The sequence below is a fragment of the Streptomyces sp. NBC_01451 genome, assembly GCF_036227485.1.
Taxonomy (GTDB): domain Bacteria; phylum Actinomycetota; class Actinomycetes; order Streptomycetales; family Streptomycetaceae; genus Streptomyces.
Genome location: NZ_CP109479.1, coordinates 9533995 through 9552697, shown reverse-complemented (window position 1 = coordinate 9552697; position 18703 = coordinate 9533995). Strand labels below are relative to the sequence as shown.

At 69.0% G+C, this 18703-nt stretch carries 18 protein-coding genes and 2 pseudogenes; 5 read left to right on the top strand and 15 right to left on the bottom strand.

The annotated features are described in order from the left end of the window. Positions 1-535 precede the first annotated feature (535 nt). The 15 genes from OG595_RS42260 to OG595_RS42195 form a co-directional block, all read right to left on the bottom strand. Positions 536-1354 carry an SDR family oxidoreductase gene (locus tag OG595_RS42260; protein WP_329281713.1) on the bottom strand — a complete coding sequence of 273 codons (819 nt, stop codon included), beginning with the start codon at positions 1352-1354 and terminating at the stop codon, positions 536-538. 63 nt (positions 1355-1417) lie between these two features. After that, positions 1418-2884 (bottom strand): CoA transferase, encoded by a 1467-nt coding sequence (locus OG595_RS42255; RefSeq protein ID WP_329281711.1) that lies wholly within the window; start codon positions 2882-2884, stop codon positions 1418-1420. Positions 2885-2932: 48 nt separating this feature from the next. Then, positions 2933-4369, bottom strand: coding sequence for an aldehyde dehydrogenase family protein (locus tag OG595_RS42250; protein WP_329281708.1), 1437 nt, complete (start codon positions 4367-4369; stop codon positions 2933-2935). A 33-nt stretch (positions 4370-4402) separates the two neighbouring features. Then, the gene (locus tag OG595_RS42245) at positions 4403-5938 is read right to left on the bottom strand and encodes an aldehyde dehydrogenase (protein ID WP_329281704.1); all 1536 of its coding nucleotides are present in this window, start codon (positions 5936-5938) and stop codon (positions 4403-4405) included. 24 nt (positions 5939-5962) lie between these two features. Beyond that, on the bottom strand, positions 5963-7207 hold the full coding sequence (locus tag OG595_RS42240) for an NAD(P)/FAD-dependent oxidoreductase (protein WP_329281702.1): 1245 nt from the start codon (positions 7205-7207) through the stop codon (positions 5963-5965). Positions 7208-7226: 19 nt separating this feature from the next. Continuing rightward, positions 7227-7550, bottom strand: coding sequence for a 2Fe-2S iron-sulfur cluster-binding protein (locus tag OG595_RS42235; RefSeq protein ID WP_329281700.1), 324 nt, complete (start codon positions 7548-7550; stop codon positions 7227-7229). A gap of 44 nt (positions 7551-7594) precedes the next feature. Beyond that, entirely contained in the window at positions 7595-9904 is a 2310-nt protein-coding gene (locus tag OG595_RS42230) for a CaiB/BaiF CoA-transferase family protein (protein WP_329281697.1), read from the bottom strand. Then, complete coding sequence (locus OG595_RS42225; RefSeq protein WP_329281695.1) at positions 9904-10710, bottom strand: enoyl-CoA hydratase/isomerase family protein; 807 nt, start codon at positions 10708-10710, stop codon at positions 9904-9906. Before OG595_RS42225 ends, OG595_RS42230 begins: the two co-directional genes overlap by 1 nt. Then, positions 10707-11120, bottom strand: a complete 414-nt coding sequence (locus tag OG595_RS42220) for a Zn-ribbon domain-containing OB-fold protein (protein WP_329281693.1) — start codon at positions 11118-11120, stop codon at positions 10707-10709. The genes OG595_RS42225 and OG595_RS42220 overlap by 4 nt, the downstream gene beginning before the upstream one ends. An 8-nt stretch (positions 11121-11128) precedes the next feature. Continuing rightward, positions 11129-12268: a thiolase family protein gene (locus OG595_RS42215; protein ID WP_329281692.1), complete on the bottom strand. Its 1140-nt coding sequence runs from the start codon at positions 12266-12268 to the stop codon at positions 11129-11131. 240 nt (positions 12269-12508) lie between these two features. Next, a complete protein-coding gene (locus tag OG595_RS42210) occupies positions 12509-13369 on the bottom strand; it encodes an SDR family NAD(P)-dependent oxidoreductase (RefSeq protein ID WP_329281690.1) in 861 nt (286 codons plus the stop codon). After that, a complete protein-coding gene (locus OG595_RS42205) occupies positions 13366-14607 on the bottom strand; it encodes a cytochrome P450 (RefSeq protein WP_329281687.1) in 1242 nt (413 codons plus the stop codon). Before OG595_RS42205 ends, OG595_RS42210 begins: the two co-directional genes overlap by 4 nt. 48 nt (positions 14608-14655) lie before the next feature. After that, positions 14656-15303: a GntR family transcriptional regulator gene (locus OG595_RS42200; RefSeq protein ID WP_329281685.1), complete on the bottom strand. Its 648-nt coding sequence runs from the start codon at positions 15301-15303 to the stop codon at positions 14656-14658. 283 nt (positions 15304-15586) lie between these two features. Continuing rightward, on the bottom strand, positions 15587-15778 hold the full coding sequence (locus OG595_RS45535) for a DUF6192 family protein (RefSeq protein ID WP_443073386.1): 192 nt from the start codon (positions 15776-15778) through the stop codon (positions 15587-15589). A gap of 2 nt (positions 15779-15780) precedes the next feature. Next, entirely contained in the window at positions 15781-16371 is a 591-nt protein-coding gene (locus OG595_RS42195) for a helix-turn-helix transcriptional regulator (RefSeq protein WP_329281683.1), read from the bottom strand. A gap of 79 nt (positions 16372-16450) precedes the next feature. On the opposite strand from OG595_RS42195, the pseudogene OG595_RS45530 reads away from it, so the two are divergent. The 5 genes and pseudogenes from OG595_RS45530 to OG595_RS42175 all read left to right on the top strand — a co-directional run. Continuing rightward, positions 16451-16657: pseudogene (locus tag OG595_RS45530) on the top strand (helix-turn-helix domain-containing protein); the annotation flags it as partial. A gap of 495 nt (positions 16658-17152) precedes the next feature. Next, positions 17153-17431, top strand: coding sequence for a hypothetical protein (locus OG595_RS42190; RefSeq protein WP_329281681.1), 279 nt, complete (start codon positions 17153-17155; stop codon positions 17429-17431). Positions 17432-17475: 44 nt separating this feature from the next. After that, a pseudogene (locus OG595_RS42185) lies at positions 17476-17769 on the top strand (IS5/IS1182 family transposase); the annotation flags it as partial. 454 nt (positions 17770-18223) lie between these two features. Beyond that, positions 18224-18388: a hypothetical protein gene (locus OG595_RS42180; RefSeq protein WP_329281678.1), complete on the top strand. Its 165-nt coding sequence runs from the start codon at positions 18224-18226 to the stop codon at positions 18386-18388. 55 nt (positions 18389-18443) lie between these two features. Continuing rightward, positions 18444-18647: a hypothetical protein gene (locus OG595_RS42175; RefSeq protein ID WP_329283601.1), complete on the top strand. Its 204-nt coding sequence runs from the start codon at positions 18444-18446 to the stop codon at positions 18645-18647. Positions 18648-18703 lie beyond the last annotated feature (56 nt).

Sequence of the window (18703 nt, the reverse complement as noted above, 5' to 3'; positions counted from 1 at the left end):
ATGTTCGCCACACGTGTTCCACTCGTGGGTACAGTCGGTGCTGATCGCGGCCAGCACAGCCACTTCCTCCCGGCGCAGACCGGGGACCCGACGCGGCGCTCCCTAGTCCTTGAGCCACTGAGCAATCTCTGACATCGCGCCCCCCATGTGAGCTTGAACGGCCCCCGAACTTGATCGCAAGCCCGACAATCTCCGGACGCAGGAACGGCCTTCGTCTGATCATGTGCTCCGACCAAGGCACACGTGACCAGGAGGAAGGCCGTAGGGGTGAGTCGATGAGTTCGGGAGGGAGTGTAAATCTAACGGCCATGTCCACACCTCGGGGAAGGTCCCATCACCAACCCCGCCGTCATCGACGTCCCCCGGGTGGGCTCGTGCTGGTCGAGACCGCACCCGGTGTCACTGAAGACAAGGTCCGGACCGCCACCGACACACCTTTGGCTAACCATGCCTTCGTGACCAGGCTCGCACATGGCGCCGTACGGCCTTGAGGGGACAGCTCAGAGCCATACGGCGCCCTTTGCTTGTCGGCGGCTCAGCGGCCGTCGGCGGTGATGGAGACCTTCTCCCAGTCGGACCAGGTTTGCAGCCGCTGGGCGTACAGCCTCTTGACGAGCTGTGTCGGCATGGCCCCGAACAGGACGCGCAGTGGCGGCACTTCCGCGTCGACGATCTCCAGGAGGGCGGAGGCCGCGGCCTCGGGGTCTCCGGAACCGGAACCGGACGCCTGCGCTGCCATGGCCTCACGGATGGGCTGATAGGTGTCGATCGGGGCGGCGAAGGTGGCGGAGGATCCGGCCCAGTCGGTGCCGAAGGCGCCGGGCTCGACGAGGGAGACCTTGATGCCGAGATGTGCGACCTCCTGGGCGAGGGATTCGGTCAGGCCCTCCAGGGCCCACTTGGAGGCGTGGTAGGCGCCCAGGTAGGGGAAGGCAGCGATGCCGCCGATGGAGGAGATCTGCACAATGTGGCCGCTGCCCTGGGCGCGCAGGATGGGCAGGACGGCTTGTGTGACGGACAGCGCGCCGAAGAAGTTGGTCTCGAACTGGTCGCGTACCTGCTGTTCGGTGACCTCCTCGACCGTGCCGAACAAACCGTATCCGGCGTTGTTGACCACCACATCCAGTCGGCCGAAGTACGCGTGGGCGGTGGCGACGGCCGCGTAGACGGCGTCACCGTCGGTGACGTCTAGCTTCAGCAGCAGGAGCGCGTCACCGTACGCGGCGGACAGATCAGAGAGGGTGTCGGTGTCCCGCGCGGTCGCGGCGACCCGGTCCCCGCGGGAAAGCGCCGCCTCGACGAAGGCACGCCCGAAGCCACGCGACGTACCAGTGACGAACCAGACCTTGCTCATGGTGAAGAACCCTCCAGTGGGGATGGACTGCTTGTACAGAAGATGGTGTGAACAGGGCTGAAGTCACCCGGCGGTGGACCACGTTGGTGTCGAAGAACCTGCCGCTTCGAACGGCCGCTCCCAGAACAGCGGGGTGCCCTCGATCGAGAGGGGGAACGGGAGTCGCTTGACCGGGCCGTTGCCGCTGGCGAAGACGCGCTCTCCGAAGGTCCCGTCGAGGGGCAGACGGATCTCCGGTTCGTCGCCGCCTCGGCCCACGCGGATGAGCATTTCCGCGGTCCGGGCGAGTGAGAGGCGGGAAACGGAACCTTCGCCCGTGGTGATCCTGCGCGTCAGGCCACGTACTGCGGCTGCCGCGATCAGGTATCCGGTGGCGAAGTCGAGCGCTTCGACAGGAAGGTGCCGGGGCCGGTCGGCGCTGACGAGCCGCCCCAGCGAGTTGATCGGCGTACGGTTCTCGGGGTCGGCGAGGGCCCAGGCGGTCGTGGCGTCGGCGAGGCCGCTACTGTACTGAACGAGGGTGTCGAAGCCCCGGCGGTCTTTCCACGGGCCGGTCCAGCCGTACGCGTTGAGAGCGACTTCGACCAGACCGGGACGCACGGACGCGCGCAACTCCGGGGCGACGAGGCCGTCGAGGCCGCCGGGTCGGTAGCCGTGGACGAGGACGTCTGTTTCGGACAGCAGCTTGAGGAACTGCTCGCGTCCGGCGGCCGTACTCAGGTCCAAGAACGCCCAGCGTTTGCCCAGCATGATGTCGCTGCCCCGACCGAAGATGCCGCTGCTCTCGTCCGAGCCGGGGCGGTCCAGGCGCAGGACCTCGGCGCCGCACGCCGCCAGGAACCGGGTCCCCATCGGGCCTGAGATGACCCGCGTCAGATCGAGCACGCGAATGCCGGCCAGCGGACGGCCGGGGGTGGGCTTCCAGGGATTGCCGCTTTCGCCCGCGGACTCGATGGCGACGAGGGGCTCCAGGGCGACAGCCCGGCCCTGCGGGTGCCGGCGCCATGCCCCCACCGTGCGGCTGACCGCAACCGCTGCGCCCGCGTCCACCAGGTGCTGCTCGATCTTCTCGGCGGGATGCTTGCGGATCTCGGCTTCGAACGCCTCCGGATCCTCTTTCGTCCCGAGAGCCTGCGCGATCCGGGAACGCAGCGTCGGAAAGGTGGCCTGCATGCGCAGCCATCGGTCATCGGCCGTCTGGAACTCACACATCCAGGTGTGCACTACCTTGTGCCTCTTGGCGGGGTCGAGAGGCTGTGAGGGGCCGACGGGCAGATCGAACCAGCCGGTGGCGAGCACGCGGTCGGCTCGAACCTGCGGCGCGTCGACGCCGACGGTGGTGAGGAGCTCGCTGACGGCGAGCCCCGCGGCGCCGAAGGACGCGGCCGCGAGGTCGGTGACCGCGAAGGGGGACCGCAGGGCCCCGTGCCCCTCGAACCGCACTCGGTCGACAGCCTCCTTCTCCCCTCCGAGGGAATCCCAGACCTCGGAGAGAAGCTTTCGTGCGACCGGGAAATCAGGATCGTTCATGTCGTGCCTCTCCATGTACCCAGTCCGTGCGACCGATTGGGACGGGAATCAGTTCGTTGCGGACGCCGGGAGTTGCAGTGCCTTCGGCTGGAGGAATTCCTCGAGGCCGTGGGTGCCCAGTTCGCGGCCGTTGCCGGACTGCTTGTAGCCGCCGAAGGGGGCGAGGAGGTTCAGCGGTCCGCCGTTGACGTGGACCATGCCGGTCTCCAGACGTCGGGCGAAGGCGACGGCACGTTCCTCGCTCGCCGAGGTGACAGCTCCGGACAGGCCGTAGACGGAGCTGTTCGCGATCCGCAGAGCGTGCTCTTCGTCGTCGTACCGCATGAGGACGATCACCGGGCCGAAGACCTCTTCCTGGGCGATGGTCATGTCCTGGGTTACGTGGGCGAAGACGGTGGGGCGCACGTAGTAGCCGGTGGGCAGGCCGACCGGTGGTTCGACGCCGCCGGTCACCAGCCGGGCGCCCTGTGCGACGGCCTCGGTGATGTAGCGGCGCACGGTGTCCCGCTGGGTGGCCGAGGCGACCGGGCCGACCTGAGTCCGCTCGTCGGTGGGGTCGCCGACGACCGTGCTCTCGGCTGTCTCACGGGCCACCTCGATCGCCCGCTCGTAGGAATCCCGGTGGATGAGCATCCGGGACAGGGCCGTGCAGGTCTGCCCCGAGTTCCGCATGACGCCGGCCACGCCCTCGCGGACTGCGGACTCCAGGTCGGCGTCCGGGAGGATGACGTTGGCGGACTTGCCACCGAGTTCCAGGGCGACCTTTTTGATGGTGGCCGCAGCGAGTTCACCGATCCGCTTTCCGGCGCGGGTGGAGCCGGTGAAGGAGACCATGTCGACGCCCGGGTGGGTCACCAGCGACTCACCTGTCACCGCCCCGGTGCCGGGCACGAGGTTGAACACTCCGGCGGGCAGACCGATGGAGTCGATGGTCTCGGTGAGAAGGTAGGCGTTGAGCGGGGTGACCTCCGACGGCTTGAGCACGACGGCGCACCCGGCGGCCAGCGCGGCGGCCACCTTCGCGACGACCTGGTGCAGCGGGTAGTTCCACGGCGTGATGGCGGCGACGACACCCAGCGGTTCCTTGACGACGAGGGAGTTGCCGATGCGCTCCTCGAACTCGTACGTCTCCAGCAACTGCGCGTACGACGCGCTGACCGCGATCGGCAGGCCCGCCTGGATACGTGTCGAGATGGAACGAGGCGCTCCCATCTCGGCGGTGACGATATCGGCGATTTCACCTGCGCGCCGGGTCAGGCCCTGGTGCAGCCGCTCCAGGAAGACCCGTCGTTCGGCGGGGGAGGTACGGGACCATGCGGGCACGGCTGCACGGGCGGCGGCGACGGCCGCGTCGACGTCCTGTGCCGTGGCGGCCGGAACCGTGGCGATGACCTGCTCGGACGCCGGGTTGACGACCTCCGTCACGTCGTCGCGCGAGCACGGCCGCCAGCAGCCGTCGATGTAGATGTTCTTGTGCTGGAGCATGTTGATCAGTCCTTCGCTCTGCGTCGACATGGGTCAGTGCCGGCCGAACATCTGCGGGTTGCCTTCGTCGATCCAGACCGACTTGGTCTCGGTGTAGTCGTCGAGCGCGTCGGGGCCGAGTTCGCGGCCGATGCCGCTCTGCTTGAACCCTCCGAAGGGCACGCCGTAGTGGACGACGCGGTAGGCGTTGACCCAGACCGTGCCCGAGCGCAGTCGTCGGACCATGCGGTGGGCTCGGCCGATGTCCCGGGTCCACACGGCGGCGGCCAGGCCGAAGTCGACGTCGTTGGCGAGCCGGGCGGCGTCGTCCTCGTCGGTGAACCGCACGACACTGGCCACGGGACCGAAGATCTCCTCCTGGGCGAGCCGCGAGGAGTTGTCGACGTGGGAGAAGACGGTGGGCCGGACGAACAGGCCGCGCTCCAGCTGCGCGGTCGACGAGTCTCGTATCCCTCCGGCGGACAGCTTGGCCCCCTCGGACTGCCCGATGTCGATGTACTGCAGGACCTTGTCGAACTGGTTGCGGCAGGCGAGCGGGCCGACATCGGTGCCGGGGTCCAGGGGGTCGCCGAGCACCAGCGTGTCCGCGGCGGCCGACAGAGCGGTGACGAACTCGTCGTACACGCTGTCCTGGACCAGGACGCGCGAGCCGGCCATGCAGGTCTGTCCGGTGGCGGCGAAGATGCCGCCCATCACGCCGTGCACAGCGTTGTCGAGGTCGGCGTCGGCGAAGACGATGTTGGGGGACTTCCCGCCCAGTTCCAGGGTGACCCGTCCGATCCGGGGAGCGGCCGCGCTCAGCATGGCCTTGCCCGCCCCGGTGGATCCGGTGAACGCGATCTTGTCGATGCCTGAGTGGCCCGTGAGGGCGGCTCCGGTCGGCTGGCCGAAGCCGGTGACGACGTTGACGACGCCCTTGGGGAAGCCTGCCTCCTGGCAGAGTTCGGCGAGGCGGAGCGTGGAGGTGGGCGTGACCTCGGAGGGCTTGATGACGAGTGTGCAGCCGGCCGCGAGCGCGGGGAACAGCTTCCACGACAGCAGCGTCAGCGGGGAGTTCCACGGGGTGATCGCCGCGACGACGCCGACCGGCTCGGGGACGGTGTATGCGGTGAAGCCGGGCTGGACGGGCAGGGTGGAGCCGTGGTGGTTCTCCGCCAGTCCTGCCACGTAGCGGGCGTGGGCGGCCATCGCCCGCGCTGCGGGCAGCATCTCGCTGAGGAGTTTGCCGTTCTCGTGGATCTGGATGAAGGCCAGTTCCTCGGCGTGCTCCTCTATGAGGTCGGCGAGCTTGCGCAGCAGGCGGGCGCGCAGCGAGGCGGGGGCGCGGGACCAGCCGTCCTCGTCGAAGGCCCGCCGGGCCGCACGTACGGCCCGGTCGACGTCCTGCGCGGTGGCGGCGGGAACGCGGCCCCAGGGACGGTTCTCGTACGGGTCGACGCAGGAGAAGGTCTCGCCGCTGGAGGCGGCGACCCGTTCGCCGTCGATGAGCATCAGGTAGTCGCAGTCCATCCCGGCCGGAAAGCGCTCTGAGCGCGAGGAGGCCGCCGTGGCCGCCGTGTGGTCCGTCATTTCTCGGGTTCCCCTCTGGATGGTTCAGATCAGTTGCTTGAGCGGGACCGACAGGTCCCGGAGCGCTTCGGGGGCGACCCGGGCACGTGCCGCGACCAGCTTTCTGGCGGCGGTGAAGTCCCGGGGGCTGCCGACCACGTCCGCCGCGCGGACCTCGCCGTCCTTGAGGTAGATGGCTGCGAAGGACCGTCCGGTCTCGGTGGTGCCACGGATGACGACATCGTCGTAACCGGTGGACAGCCCTGTGGTCTGGAGCTTGACGTCGTACTGGTCGGACCAGAACCACGGGATGGCGGTGTACGGCTGAAGGCTCCCGGTCACGGTGGCCGCAGCGACCCGCGCCTGTTCGGAGGCGTTGGGCACCGACTCCAACCTGCGGCGTCCGCCGTACTCACCGCAGGGGTGGCTGGAGCAGTCGCCGATCGCGAGGACGGCAGGGTCCTCGGTTCGGCAGTACTCGTCCACGACGATGCCGTTGTCGACGGCGAGACCGGCCTGCTCGGCGAGTTCAGTGCTGGGGACCAGTCCGATGCCGACAAGGACGATGTCCGTGTCGATCCGCTCCCCGCTCTTGAGCTCCACAGTGGCCACCGAGCCGTCGGGGGCGAAGGCGAAGCCGGTCACCGCGGTGTCGACGCGAATGTCCACGCCCTCCTCGGTGTGCACCCGCTGATAGAACGCGGAGACCTGCGGCGCGGTCACCCGGGCCAGGACACGGGGCAGCGCCTCGAGGACCGTCACGTCCAGAGAGAGTCGGCGGGCGACCGCGGCCACCTCCAGCCCGACGTAGCCGCCGCCGACGACGACCATTCGGGCGCCGGGGACGAACCGGTGCCGCATGGCGGTCACGTCGGCGAGAGTTCTGAGGTTATGGACGTTGGGCGCGTCGTCGAGGCCGGGGGCGGGCAGTCTGCGCGCCCGCCCGCCGGTGGCGAGCACCAGGTGCGCGTACGGCAGCCGCTCACCGTCCGCGAGCACTACGTGGCGGGCGGTCCGGTCGAGCTCGGTGACCCGGGTGCCGGTACGCAGGTCGATGCCCTGCTGCTCATACATCGCGGGCGGCCGGATGTACAGGTCCTCGGCCGTTGCCTTGCCGGACAGGTACGCCTTGGACAGCGGAGGGCGCGCGTAGGGGTAGCCGGGCTCCTCGCCCACGAGGGTCACGGGGCCCTGGTGGCCTGCCATGCGCAGGGCGGCGACGAAGTCCGCGCCGGCCTGGCCTGCGCCGACCACGACGACGCGGTCGCTCGCAGTGGGTTCGATGTGCATGGTGTGCTCCCGCCCGGTTCTACTTCTGCGTGTTCGGGATGTGCACGACGATGCCGTCCAGCGAGGCATCGAGCGTGATCTGGCAGCACAGCCGACTGGCCTCGGTGGGTTCCTCGGAGGTCGCCTCCAGCATCTCCTCCTCGTCCTGCGACGGCGACGGCAGCGCGCCGAGCCACTGCCCGTCCACGAAGACGTGGCAGGTGGCGCAGGACAGCTCGCCACCGCACTCGGCGATAATTCCCGGTATCAGGTTGGCGGTGGCGGCCTGCATGACGGTGACTCCGTCGGCGGCGTCGGTTTCGTGCTTGGTCCCGTCCGGCCGGACGAATACGACACGGGGCATGGTGATTCTCCTGATCGGGGATATTCGAGTGCGGGTGCGCGCGGTCAGCGGGGGGACTGCGGGCGGAGGACTTCGCCGACGAGTTCGTCGAGGGCGTCGTTGTCCAGGTGCTCGGCGTTTTCGCCGAGGGCGGGTGCGGGAGCGGGGTCGGGCGGGGTGTGGCCGTGGAGGATCATGGGGAATCCCTTCAGCCAGTCCGGGACGTGCAGTGCCGCGCGACGTTCGCGGTAGCGGGGGTCGTGTGCGCGGTCAGCGGCGGTGTTCACGCGTACGGCCGGAACACCCGTGCGGCGCAGTTCCGCCACCGCCTGGTCACGGGGGCGGCAAGCCGTCCACTGAGAGATGGCCTCGTCGACGGCGTCCTGGTGCTGCAGCCACCATTCCTCCGGCTCGTCGTCGGGCAGTGCTGTGATCACCTCGGCCAGCGCCCGGCGGTGTGCGGCGCTGCTGCAGGCGATCGCCAGCCAGAGGTGGGGCTCGACGGTGGGGTAGGTGTCGTGGGGAGTCGCGCCGGGGCGGCGGTTGCCGTCCGGTGCGGGCATGCGCCCCGTCCAGACGTACTCGCCGAGCTGATCGGCCAGGGTCCAGGCGACGGCCTCCCGCTGCGAGACGTCGAGGTGGATGCCGCGTCGGCCGCTGGTGACGGCGTCCGCGACCAGCGCGGCACCGACGAAGGACACCATCTGGTCCGGGTAGTTGAGGTCGCCGCCCGACCACATGGGCCGCTCCCCCGGGTAGCCGGTGACGGCCGCGAGTCCGGAGAGCAGGTCCAGGGTCGAACCGAATGAGCCGTACCGGGCCTCGGGCCCGAAAACACCCTGACTCGACAGAGAGAGGTAGACCAGGTCGGGGTTGAGCCGGTGGGCGGTAGCGTAGTCGATGCCCATGCGGGCGGTGACGCCCACGCGGAAGTTTTCGACCAGGACGTCCGCGCGGCGGATGAGCCGGTGGACGACGGCGCGGCCGTGTTCGGTCTTCAGATCAAGGCTCAGGCCGCGCTTGCCCACGTTGTTGGAGGCGAACATCGGGGAGGCCGATGCCTGTGCCCCGGAAGCCTTGTCCGCGCTTCCTGGCATCGCCCACGCCCGGAAGGGGTCGGGGCGACCCTGCGACTCGATCTTGATCACGGTCGCCCCGTAGTCGGCGAGCAGCCGGCTGGTGGCCGCCCCGGCGGTGATGGTGCCGAAGTCGAGGACGACCAGACCGGCCAGGGGGGCGGTGTCGCTGTGCCGAGCGGCCACGCTTGAGGGCGATGTACGGACTGCCGTCGGCCGCGGCTTGGTCGTGAGACTGCCGGTGTCGTCGCCCAACCGGGGTGCCTCGACCGCGGAAATGGGCGCATCGGACACGGTCCATGGAGGGCCGACCACGGGGGCGTTCCTGCGACGCATGCCAGGTGGAAGGACGAAGCGTCTGGCGCGGAGCTGCTCGTCGGCCAGCAGCCTCTCGACGTCGGCGGCATGACCGAAGGGCAGTCCGAGGCGCTGCGCCTCGGTGTACAGTTCCACGGCCTCACGGCTTGCCGCCGCCTCCGCGATCACGGCCCACCACTCCTGCGAGCCCAGGGCGCGTTGCTGGGGGTCGTCGAGGCCGGGTGCGCTCAGGCGCGGGTCGCCGAAGAGCTCGACGACGGCGGGCCACTGGTGAGCGGAGAAGATCACGCCGACCCATCCGTCCTTGGCCCGCACCACGCGCCAGCCGCCCTGCGAGGAGCCGGCACGCTTCGGGACCCCGCCGCCCAGGTCGTGGAGGACGTCGCTCTTCCAGTCCATATAGGCGGCGACATCACTCAGGGCGACCTCGACGAGGTCGCCTCGTCCCGTGCGGTCACGGCCTTGCAGGGCGAGCATGGCGCCGTACAGGCCGACGAAGGCAGCTGAGTGGGCGCTCTGTTCGCCGCCCAGACTCAGCGGGCGGCGGTCCGGCTCACCGACCATGGTGGCCAGTCCGCCGTACGCCTCCGCCAGGAGGCTGTCGCCGACGCTGTCGGCGTACTCCCCGCTCATCCCGAACGCGGTGATCGAGACGATGACCAGCCGGGGGAACCGTTGCCTGAGCTGGTCGAGGTCCAGGCCCTCGGCGGCAGCCGCAGCCGGCGTGAGGTCGGTGATCAGGACATCGGCGGTGGCCAGCGCGCTGGTCTCGCCGGCTGCCAGTTGCCCGGTTGTGAGTACGGCGCTGCGCTTGCCGGCGCCCAGGGCCGCGAAGGTGAACTCCCTGGCCCGCAGCGGCGTGCCGGTGGGCGGCTCACACAGCAGCACGTCGTGGCCGAGGGCGGCGAACAGGCGTCCGCACGCCGCTCCCGCGACTGACTCGGTGACCTCGACCACCTGGAAGGTGCGCTCCCCGGACATCAGCCCTGGCCCGGGTTGCGCTCGCCCGACCGGAACCGGCCGAGGCCCTCGGACAGAGCGGAACTACGGGATCGGAGTTCGCCGGCGATCTCATGGCCGTAGGCGATGGCGTGGGTCCACTCCGAGATCTCGCCGGGGATCTTCCACAGTGCCTTCTTCGACCATTCCAGCGCGGTGGCGTCGAAGGAGGCGACGCGTTCGGCGAGGGCAGTGGCCACGGCGTCGAGTTCCTCCCGGGGAACAGCGCGGTTGACCAGCCCCCACTCGGCGGCGGTGATGCCGTCGATCCGCTCGGCGGTGAGCACCAGCCAGGCCGCGTGCTTCGGCTTGATGCGCAGTTGAGCGGCGGGTCCGGCGAGGGTCGGATAGAGGCCGAAGCCGATCTCCGGCATGCCTATCCGGGCCTCGTTGGCCGCTATGGCCAGGTCAGCGACGTTGATCAAGGTGGAGCCCCCGCCCAGGGCGGTGCCGTTGACGGCGACGATGACGACAGCGGGGTGGCTGCGGATCTCCTCCTGGACGGCCGTCCACTCGCTGCGCCGGTCGAGTTCGGCGTCCCCGGTACTGACGTCGCCCTCCTTGAGGTCGACGCCGGCGCAGAAGGCGGGGCCATTGCCGGTCATGACGATCACCTTGGACCGGCCCCGGCACTCGTCGAGGGCGCGCACGATGCCTACGCGGGCCGCACGGTTCATGGCGTTGCGCTTGTGGGGGCGGTTGAAGGTGATGCGTGAGATGCCGCCTGTCAGGTGTTCGACGAGGACGACCTGTTCCGTCTGCGCCGGGGAGGCAGCCGTCGCGCTCATGCCGACACCACCTTGAACTTCGGAATGGCCCGGTCCTGAGAGATCTGCTCGAAGACGACCTCCAGCGGCATGCCGCACTCCAGATGCTCCGGCGGATCCACGAGGGTGGTCATCATGTACGGTCCCTCCTCCAGTTGGACGAAGGCCACCAGGTAGGGCACCTCGTCGGCGAAGGCGGGGAAGTACTGCTGGTGCATGACGATCCAGGACCACAACGTGGCCCTGCCGCTGGCGGCGCGCCATGCGAATTCCGGGTCGAGGGTCACCGGGTCGACCGGCGACTCGGGGTAGCGGGGTGCTCCGGAATCGCCGCACTGGAGGCGGAGTTCACCGGCGAGGGTGCCCTCCCAGTAGCCGCGGTTGGCGTCCGTGACCGGCGGGAGCATCACGATGAGTTTCTGGTTGTCCATGGAAATGCTCACTCTCCGACCAGGACGTGCGACGTGGTGATGGGTGAGGCGCAGATGTACTGGGCGACGTTGCAGTCCGCCACCTGGCGGGGGCCGGCCTCGCCGCGGATCTGGCGCACGGCCTCCACGTGGTGTCCCCAGCCCTGCATGTAGCTCTCGCCGGTGTGCCCGCCGGCAGTGTTCACCGGCATCTCGCCGTCACGCGCGATGCGGTCGCCGGTCACCCACTTCCAGGCCTCGCCGCGTGGCGCGTGGTCGAAGCCCTCCAGGCTGAACAGGACGGTGGGGGTGAAGTTGTCATAGATCTGCAGGCAGTCCATGTCCTGCGGGCCGTAGCCCGAGGCCGCGTAGACCCGCCGGGCGACGTCCTGGGACGCGGAGTGGAAGAAGTCCGTGCTGGTGTAGTAGTTGCTGACGCCGGCGCGCGCGGCGGTGGCCGCCACCCGTACCGGCCGCTTGGCCAGGTGGCGGGCCTTCTCCACGGTGGTGAGGATCAGCGCGACGCCGCCGTCGTTGATGATGCAGTAGTCGTACAGGCGCAGCGGGTCGGCGATGTAGCGGGAGGCGAGGTACTGCTCCTCGGTGATCTCCTCGCGCATCACGGCGACCGGGTTGAGAGCGGCGTTGCGGCGGTTGTTGATCGCGATCGGGGCAAGGGCGCCGTCGGGCACACCGTAGTCGTGCGCGTACCGGCGGTACATCATGCCGACGTACGCGCCCGGGGAGGTCATGCCGTACATCGCGTCGTAGCGGGTGGTGGGGCTGCCGGCATAGCCATCGCCGCCGTAGGTCATCTTCACCGAACGGCCGTTGTTGCCGTACACGCAGGCTATGACGTCGGCCTGACCTGTCTCGATCAGGGAGACGGCGTGCTGGACGGCGACGCCGCTCATACGGCCGGAGCCCTCCAGGGTGTTGATGACACGGGGGCTGGGGATACCCAGCACGTGGGCGCCGTGCTCATAGTGGATACGGGCGGTGAGGAGCCCGTCGACCTCGTCCTTGCGCAGGCCGGCGTCATCGAGCGCGAGGCGCAGAGCCTCTGCTCCGAGTGCGTAGGCGTCGCGGTGCGCGTCCTTGTTGGCGTAGAGGGCACCGAAGTCGGTCTGGCCGACACCGACGATCGCCACTTGCCTTCGTCCGGGCATGGTTCAGTCCTGAGTTCTGGTCATTTCGGGAATGACGGTGTGACGCGATGGGCCGTCACGGCGGGGATTCCGCTGCGCGGCCGTCGATCGCGGGAATGAAGGAAGAGCGAGAAAAAAGGGGGATGAGCAGAGAGGAGTCGAGCCCCAGGTTGCCGACCGGCGCGCGTTCAATGACGCGGGGCGGTGGTCCTCAGAGCTGCGCGGATGGGCAGCGCCGAGCGTTGCGGGGCTGGGTGGTGCTCAGCCCTGCGCGAAGGGGCACTGAGACACGTCGCCCGGGCCGTCGGGAGCGTGGCCGTCCGGGCTGTCCAGGAGAGGAAGAGCCTGGATGTCGGCCATGAGGTCGCGCGCGTGCTCCATGGCGAAGGCGCGGCTGTGCGGGTTGGTGGCGATGACCCTCGTGCCCTTGAGCAAGCCGTCGAAGGCCGCCTCGGCCACCTCGGACGGTTTCTGGGCGAACGGTTCGATGGCGGCGGCAGCACGCGAATCGGCGGCGACGAGCGCTTTGATCCGCTCGGTGCGGACCCAGCCGGGGACCAGAAGGGAGACGCCGATTCCGAGATCCTTCAGGTCGCGGCGTGCCGTGTCGGTGAGGCCGAGAGCGGCGTACTTCGACGTGGTGTAGGTGCTCATGGGCATCACGTGGGGCGGGACCCCCAGGGAGTGCTCGGAACCGGTGTTGAGCAGGTATGCCGGTTCACTTCGGGCGGCGGCGTCCTTCAGCAGGGGTGCGAACGCGTGGACGATGTGGAACATGCCCAGCACGTTGACGTCGAAGAGACGCTTCGCCTCGCCCGGGTCAACGTTCTGGAGTGCGCCGGCCACACCGATGCCGGCATTGTTGCAGACCACGTTGACCGCACCGAACCGTTCGACGGTAGCCTCAGTCAACTTTTTTACCTGGGCGTAGTCCGAGGTGTCGGTCCGCAGCCAGTCCGCTGCCGCACCGTCGGCCCGCAGGCTCGCGACCGCCGCGCCCGCATCCTCCGTGTCGGCGATCATCACCCGGGCGCCGCGGACAGCCGCTTCGCGGGCGAGGGCCAGTCCGACACCGGTTGCTCCTCCGGTCACGACGACGACGGCATCCGTCAGAGTGGTCATGGGCGGGCCTCCTGGCGGTCGGCCATGGTGACGGTGACGGGCATGGACAGGAGCTTGTTGATGAAGGTGCTCCAGCCACGCCGGGGCTCGCCGTTCAAGGCGACGAGAACACCGCGACGGTGCATCTCCTCGAAGAGGATCCGGAGTTCGAGTCTGGCGAGATTCTTACCGATGCAGTGGTGCGGCCCGTTGCCGAAGGACATGTGCTCGTTCCCCGTCCGGAACGGGTCGAAGCGATGCGGGTCGGCGAAGACGACGGGGTCACGGTTGGCTGCGGTGAAGAACATCTGCACCAGGTCGCCCTCGCGCATCTGCGTGCCGTGGAAGTCCACGTCACGGGTCACTGTGCGGGCCATGTTCATGGCCGGCGTGACATACCGCAGGAACTCATCAACCAGCCCGTCCAGGCTGCCGCCGTCGATCGCCCGACCGGTGACATCGGCGACCTGCGAGTCCTCCAGGATCAGCCGCATAGCCTGGGCGATGACCGTGTGCGTGGTCTCGAATCCCGCGATGAGGAGCAGGATGAGGTAGGCCAGGAACTCCGGCTGGCTGATCTCACCCCGCTCGACGCACCGGGCCAGCACGGTGGCGAAGTCGTCCTGGGGGTCTCGGAGCTTGTCCGTGCGCAGCTGTTCAAGGTAGGAGTGAATCTCCGGAAGCAGCATCAGCATGGACTCGCCACCGTTGGGCTTCTCAGCGGCATCGAAGATCGCGAGGGTCCAGTCCACGATGCGCTGACGGTCGTGGTGTGGCACGCCGATCACCCGTGCGATGACGCGGGACGGGATGATGGCTGCAACGTCGTCGATCCAGTTGACCTCGCCGCGGTCGGTGATGTCCTCCAGCACCTCCACGACGATCTCGCGCACCCAGGTGTCGAAGTTCGCGATGACCCGCGGTCCGAAAGAACGGGCTGCGGCCCGACGCAGCCGGCTGTGGTCGGGCGGGTCATTGTACATGATGTTGCGGCTGAACTCGTTGTGCGGCGCGGGGAGGGTCGGGAAGAACGGCCCCCACCGGGAACTGAAGACCTCGGGGTTCCGCTCGATCTCGGCGATGTCGGCGTGCCGGGTGATACACCAGAATCCGCCGTTGAGCGTGCCCGCCTTCGCCGGCTGCCAGTACAGGCCAGGCATCTGCCTGATCGCGTCGAAGGCCTCATGGGGTACCTCGGAGGCGAAGCCCGCCGGGTCCGACAGGTCCGGTATCGACGGGACGATGGTGTCCGTACTCATTTCCGCACTTCCTTGTGCTCGTGGTGATCTTGGTGACGTCGTCCGCCCTCAGTCGGCTTCCTGCATCAGCACACTCATCGCGACCTTCGCGGACGCTCTGGCCGCACAGACGTGCCGACGGGCCACCTCCGCAGCGTCCGCGGCAGAACGGCGCCGGACGGCTTCGACGAGATCGTCGTACTCCTGCTTGGTGACGGTCATGCGGCCAGGGGTGGCGGCCGATATACGGCGCAGGGCGTGGATCCTGCCGTACAGACCGCCGAGCAGCTCCGCCAGCATGGGGTTGCGGCAGCCGGCGAGCAAGATCCCGTCGAAGCGGTCCAGCACGTCCTTGTTTGCGTCGCCCCCAGGATTCAACTCCTGCGTGACGCAGGCGAGTTCGTCGACCTCCGCCTCAGTGGCGCGCTCGACGAACAAGCGCACCGCGAGCGGTTCGAGCTCGGCACGGATCTCATAGATCTGGTCGATCTCCTCCGCGGTCGGAGTGGTCACCCGAAGTCCTCGGCTGGGCGACTCCTCGACCAGCCCTTCGGCCTGGAGACGCCTCAGCGCCTCCCGCACGGACGTACGACTCACTCCCGTGAGCTCGGTCAACTCGCGCTCGGTAAGCCTGCGACCAGGCTGCAGAGCGCCGTCCAGGATGGCCTGACGCAACGCGTCGACCACCTTGTCCCGCACGAGCTTGTCCTGCGTCACCCGAAGATCGAGCCCAGACCCGGCCACGTCACACCCCGCTTCCCAGAGGACTTTGTATGACGGAATACAGAGTGCCGCCTACCGGGTACCGTCGTCAACAGGTCACGGAGAACCTGTCGCAGGCCACAGGAACGTGGGAACCGACCACGGGCCGCACTATCGATGACACCGACCGCCTACGGCACTGCCCGACGGACCGTGCCTTCGGCGGGGTGCACGCCCCGTCCGCCCTGGGCACCTTCACCCACGGCCACAACCGCCAACTGCATCGCGTTCACCACGACTATGGGGCGCCAGGCCTGCCGACCCGTCGGTCGATCCGGCGGTCCGCCTCGTCCGGCGACCGTCGGGGCTTGCTCTCGGGCGGGGTAGGAAGCGTGGCGAACCGTTCCCCGGCGTCGCAGACAGGCGCAATGATCTTGTGGACGGTGAAGAGGGCGGGGTTCGCCCCGTGGCCCCGGTGAGCGAAAGGCAGTGTCAGCCGCCCCCGACAGGTGGCAGGATCCTGCGCAGATCGGCACGGCTCGACACTCCGAGTTTGCGATAGACGCGTGTCAGATGCTGCTCCACCGTGCTGAGGGTCACATAGAGTTCACCGGCTATCTGGCGGTTGGACCTCCCCGCCGAAGCGAGGCAGGCAACCCGCCACTCCGCCTTGGAGAGCCGGTCCTGCGGCGGCGCGTCGACCAGGGAAGGTCGGTCGCCCTTGGGCGGGAGGGTGTACGGAGGCTCCTCGATCCCGCACTGTGCGGCCAGCCTCAGCGCCTGGCGCCAACGGAAGTCGGCCCACCGAACATGACCCGTGGCGCGGTGAACCTGACTCATGTCCGCCAGACACCGGGACAGTTCGTAGCGGCTGTCACACGCACGCAGCAGCTTTGCCGCCCGCGTCAGCAGTGACAGCCGTTCGGTCCTGGGGGACGCTGCCGCGAGGATGCGCAGGGCGACGCCCTGCGCATGGCTGTCCCGGTCACCGAGGCGATCAAGTTCCTGTTCGGCCAGTCGCCTTGCGTACTGCGGTTGCTCGAGCTGGAGCCGGGCCTCGGCGGCAACTGTTCGCCACGGCATCGGGTGAGGCGGGGCATCAGGCCACAGGGCCGCCAGCCGACCGCACAGGAGTGAGTCGCCCAGCGCGGCCGGAGGCGAGCGCCGACGGAGCATTCAGGCCCGCAGAGGCTGGACCGACGAGGAATGGGCCGCGGCCGAACGACGACTTGCCGAAAGGGGACTGCTGGAACCGGACGGCACCCTCACAGCGGCCGGCCGTGCCGCCCGCCAGAACGTGGAGGACTCACCGACCGGCTCACGCTTCCCGTGTGGCAGCGGCTCGGCGGGGAAGGGACCCGCAGTCTGACTCGGCTCGTCCAGCCGGCGGTCGAACGGATCGTCACAGGGCTCGGGCTCCGGGTACAGCTGCCGACGACCACGGGCATCGGGTCATGAACCGACCGGCCACCGGCCGACCGCACGGCGGGGTTCTGTCCCAGGCGGAACCAGGTTCCTCCTCGCGGGAAGCCACTCGGCTCCCGGACGAACCGACCGCCCTCACAGCTGAGTCGACCCAAGTTCCGACCGAACCACGCGGCCCCGCACAGGAAGCGACCCGCCCCCCCCACGGCTTCCGGTACACAGCGAACCGTCTCCGCCACTACGACCGCTGCGGCGTCCCGGACGGCTTCGTGGCCGTCACGGACGCAGCGTGCGCCGTCAACCCCGTGTACGGACACGGCATGTCGGTCGCCGCCCTGGGCGCCCTCGCGCTGTGCCAGACACTCGCCCGGCACGGAGGACCCGGTCCCGGCTTCGCGACGGCCGCACAACGTGCCGTCGGCCGGGCCGCCGACACGCCATGGTGGATCGCCCTCGCCTCGGACCGCCCCACCACCACGGTTCCGCATCACTCGTCGACCGCCTGCGCAACCGGTATCTGTCCCGTCTGGTGGCCCGCTCCGCCATCGACCCCGTGGTGGGCGCCGCGTTCCGCGACGTCTCGGCCGTCACCGCTCCGATCAGCCTGCCGGCCAACCCTGCGGTGGTCCTGCCAACGGCTCTGCTTCCCCGCCGCCCGGGTCTTCCGCATCCCCCGCCGGACATCGAGGACGCCCCAGGCGCCTCCAAGTCCGGGTAGACGTAAGCAACCTGACAGGAAGGACCTTGCGACCGGGGCCCCGCATCCCGACACGTGCCACATACACCGACGTGCCCGATGCGAAGCGGACCAGCGCCGAGAACCTAGCCGACTTTCTGCGCGACCACAGGATCGTGCCCGGTTCCCGCAAGGGACGACGTACGCTGAGCTGTTTCAAGCAGGCCGTACTCGTGCTGCGCCGGTTCCTCGACGGCACTCGACTGGCTCCACTCACCCGTGACAACGGACTGTTGGCCTCCACCGCGCTGGAGCGTACGAAGGCAGCCGGGCTGACGCATGTGAACCCTGACGGCGCAGCAATCCGCACCGACCACGTACGGACACGACACACAGTGGGTGATCACAGCTCCCAGGCAGCGAGGCGGCGTTCGCCTGCTACTGCTACCGGCATGCTGCGACCCTGACCCGTCACCAACAAATCAGCGCTGATCTCCTCGATCCGGTTCGACAGGAAACAGCCACCGGCGGGCTACCCATGAGATCTCATCCCGCCCGACACCGAAGCGCCGCGTACGGGCATTCGCGCCGAGCAGCAGCGCACAACCACTTGCGAAACGGCCTCCGTACACCTGCCGGACAGGGCGAGGCCCTGCTCGACCGGACCCAACGTGGTCTTCCAGCCGGAGTACCAGGCGTACATGCCGCAGGTACTCGACCCTGCCGACCTCGTCGAGGGCGACTGAGCAAGTCGATCGCGATGACGGTGGGCAGGGCGGCCGGCGGTGGCCCCGTGAGCCTGACCGGCGCCGCCAGGCCACCTACTCCGCGGACATGACCGGCGGACCGTACGAGGTCTGGTCCTACGGACACCAGGCCCACCCGATCCTGACCGCACACCTGCGGCTGCGCGAGCGGCTTCACCCCTGTCTGCTGGAACTGTCCGAACAGGCACACCGCACCGGGGCGCCGGTGATGTGTCCCCTGTTCTTCGACTAGCCCGAGTACGCGCACGCCTGGGACCGTCGACGACCAGTTCCTCCTCGGACCCGACATCCTCGTCGCGCCGATCGCCGCGGCCGGAGTCCGCAGCCCCACCGTCTACCTCCCGGCCTGCGCGCGCTGGACCGACACCGTCACCGGCGAACTCCACGAGGGCGACACCACGCTCGCCGCTCCCGCGCCACTGGAACACATCCCAGTCTTCGTCCACGAAGGCACCGCCGTCACGTACGCGTTCACGGAAATCACCGCCTGATGGCCGGTGCGCCCGCCCTCGCGCCTGATGAACCCACCTGATGGCAAAGGCGGGTT